The 3,050-nt window shown below is 48.8% G+C and carries 2 protein-coding genes and 1 pseudogene; 1 reads left to right on the forward strand and 2 read right to left on the reverse strand.

From position 1 onward, the window contains the following. Positions 1 to 232 (reverse strand): annotated as a pseudogene (locus LZP96_RS23675) (IS1 family transposase); the annotation flags it as partial. 98 nt (positions 233 to 330) lie between these two features. Between LZP96_RS23675 and LZP96_RS23680 the strand changes: the two are divergent. Further along, positions 331 to 1,764: a DNA cytosine methyltransferase gene (locus LZP96_RS23680; RefSeq protein ID WP_001288432.1), complete on the forward strand. Its 1,434-nt coding sequence runs from the start codon at positions 331 to 333 to the stop codon at positions 1,762 to 1,764. A gap of 33 nt (positions 1,765 to 1,797) precedes the next feature. Here the strand turns inward: LZP96_RS23680 and LZP96_RS23685 are convergent, their stop codons facing one another. Continuing rightward, entirely contained in the window at positions 1,798 to 3,006 is a 1,209-nt protein-coding gene (locus LZP96_RS23685; RefSeq protein ID WP_001749969.1) for a type II restriction endonuclease, read from the reverse strand. Positions 3,007 to 3,050: the final 44 nt, after the last annotated feature.

Here is a 3,050-nt window from a genome sequence, read left to right on the forward strand (position 1 = left end):
TGTCATGCAGCTCCACCGATTTTGAGAACGACAGTGACTTCCGTCCCAGCCTTGCCAGATGTTGTCTCAGATTCAGGTTATGTCGCTCAATGCGCTGAGTGTAACGCTTGCTGATAACGTGCAGCTTTCCCTTCAGGCGGGGTTCATACAGCGGCCAGCCATCCGTCATCCATACCACGACCTCAAAGGCCGACAGCAGGCCCAGAAGACGCTCCAGCGTGGCCAACGTGCGTTACCTAACAATAAACCTGTTTAAATATCCAGATAAAAACATTCAATCTGGGTCAAATGAGTGATACAGTTTCACCCATAAGACCCAATGGAGGCAATATGTCTGAATTTGAATTACTGGCGCAGGATCTGCTTGAGAAAGCAGAAGCGGAAGAACAACTGCGACAGGAAAATGATAAAAAGCTGCTCGGGCAGGTGCTGGAAATCTATGACCAGAAGTACGTGGCTGAACTGCTTAGAAAAGTTGGTAAAAATGAGTGGAGTCGCGAGACTCTTAATCGCTGGATTAATGGTAAGTGCTCACCTAAGACGCTGACGTTAGCCGAAGAGGAACTTCTACGAAAAATGCTTCCGGAAGCGCCTGCACATCACCCTGACTATGCCTTCCGGTTTATTGACCTGTTTGCTGGGATTGGAGGTATACGGAAGGGCTTCGAAACCATCGGTGGCCAGTGCGTTTTTACCAGTGAATGGAATAAAGAGGCTGTGCGCACATATAAAGCTAACTGGTTTAACGATGCTCAGGAACACACTTTCAATCTCGATATTCGTGAAGTCACGCTCAGTGATAAACCTGAAGTACCTGAAAACGATGCCTATGCTTACATTAATGAGCATGTGCCGGATCATGATGTACTTCTAGCAGGTTTCCCCTGTCAACCGTTTAGCCTTGCGGGCGTAAGCAAGAAAAACTCGCTCGGGCGCGCGCATGGTTTCGAATGTGAGGCTCAGGGAACGCTTTTCTTCGATGTGGCGCGTATTATCCGCGCAAAAAAACCTGCCATCTTTGTTCTTGAAAACGTTAAAAACCTGAAGAGCCATGACAAGGGTAAAACCTTTAAAGTCATCATGGATACCCTCGACGAACTGGGCTATGAAGTTGCGGATGCAGCTGAGATGGGCAAAAACGATCCTAAAGTTATCGACGGAAAGCACTTTTTACCTCAGCACCGAGAACGTATCGTTTTGGTCGGTTTCCGCCGTGATCTGAACATTCACCAGGGCTTTACCCTGCGCGATATTAGTCGTTTTTATCCGGAACAGCGTCCGTCATTTGGCGAACTGCTGGAACCCGTGGTTGACAGCAAATATATACTGACGCCGAAACTCTGGGAGTATCTCTATAACTACGCCAAAAAGCACGCAGCTAAGGGTAACGGATTCGGTTTTGGCCTCGTTAATCCTGAAAATAAAGAAAGCATTGCCCGTACGCTTTCTGCTCGCTATCACAAAGACGGGTCTGAAATTCTGATAGACCGTGGCTGGGATATGGCCACAGGTGAAACAGACTTCGCGAACGAAGAAAATCAGGCGCATCGGCCCCGCAGGCTGACTCCGCGAGAGTGCGCGCGCCTTATGGGTTTTGAAAAAGTAGATGGCAGGCCTTTTCGCATTCCTGTGTCAGACACTCAGTCGTACAGGCAGTTCGGTAACTCCGTAGTGGTGCCCGTGTTTGAAGCCGTAGCCAAACTGCTTGAACCTTATATCCTGAAAGCGGTTAATGCCGATTCGTGCAAGGTTGAACGAATCTGATCGCTCCTCCCGGTATTTATGCCGGGAGATAATCTATGGAATATCTGCGTAAAGCCCTGTCAGCTCAGCAATAAACGCACCTAGCGTCATTAGCTCAGCTCTCACCGCCTCCGGGTATTTTTTGTGCAGAGATGATGGCACGACCAATCTGACACCCGACTCCCGCATCTCCCGATATTGAGCCAGAGAAACTCCCTCCTGGAGTGTAAACAGATGCACCTGATGAATTTTATCGGCCTCATTCAGTATCTGACGCCAGCGATCCTTACAGGTAGTCTTGACTGCCAGCATGCGCAGATTTTCTACGGGAAACTCAGTATCGTGGTAAGCCCCTGCGGAAGGGAAAAGGAAATCGGGTTTTTTATTACCTTCTGTGATGGCCTGCGTCGCAAAGTGTCGCAGGCCGTGCTCAATGAATAGATGCTCCAGGTGCAGTTCCAGCGACTTCCCGGCTCTGGATTTACGGCGATTGCTGACAGAATTGGCCAGCGCAATAAATTCATCCACAGAGCCAAATCCTTTCCGGATGATATCCAGAACATGCAGTTCCTCAACCAATAGAAATATGTCGTACTCCACGCGCCGGCGGTCAAGAAGTTGCTCATCCGGATCAAGGGAATTTTTCACATAATGGCTGGCTGCATACTGAATAATTTCACTTCCCGACGGAAAGCGCAGGTGCCAGTCTTCAGGTAGAATATATTTATGATTTACTGGCGCTTGCTGTAGAGATAGTCCGCCTAGAATCTGTCCTGCGGGGCCGGATATAAGCGCTCCGGGTATAACTTCACCAATAGCGGTCTCAATGACGTCCTCTTCATCAGTGCTGGCGCATACCCAAATATTTACTTCCTTACAGTCCCCCCCTTGCTCATCAAGCTTGAAAGCCAGGAGCGTCAGAGCCCCTGTATTTTCAGGATCCTGAAGTGGGCTGCCTCTACCCCAGCGGGTAATCCTTTTTTCATTCCGGGTTTTACCAAAATGACGGCTGTTATAATAAATTGCCCTGGCTTCGCTGTCAGGGCAATCATGCGATGACACATGTGCGGTGAGAAAAACCGAAGGGTTCAGTTCACGGGTATGGTTGATAGACGGAAAGAGTTTTTCAACGATACCTGAAGGGATATAAAGCCCTACCTGGTGACCACCTGTTGCGCCGGTATCGTTGGCGGAAAGGCGTTTGATGTAGACGAAGTAATTCTCACATGCGATCTCAAGTAGCCAGTTGTGGAAAACCGACATAAGCATCCCCTGTTACCCTGAAACTCTACTCACCATTTTTTCAT

Origin of the sequence: Huaxiibacter chinensis (assembly GCF_022171985.1) — a bacterium.
Classification (GTDB): Bacteria; Pseudomonadota; Gammaproteobacteria; order Enterobacterales; family Enterobacteriaceae; genus Enterobacter; species Enterobacter chinensis_A.

Excerpts from the sequence above, each read along its gene's own strand:
- LZP96_RS23680 (WP_001288432.1), top strand. The coding sequence starts at position 331 with ATGTCTGAATTTGAATTACTGGCGCAGGATCTGCTTGAGAAAGCAGAA.
- LZP96_RS23685 (WP_001749969.1), bottom strand. The coding sequence starts at position 3,006 with ATGTCGGTTTTCCACAACTGGCTACTTGAGATCGCATGTGAGAATTAC.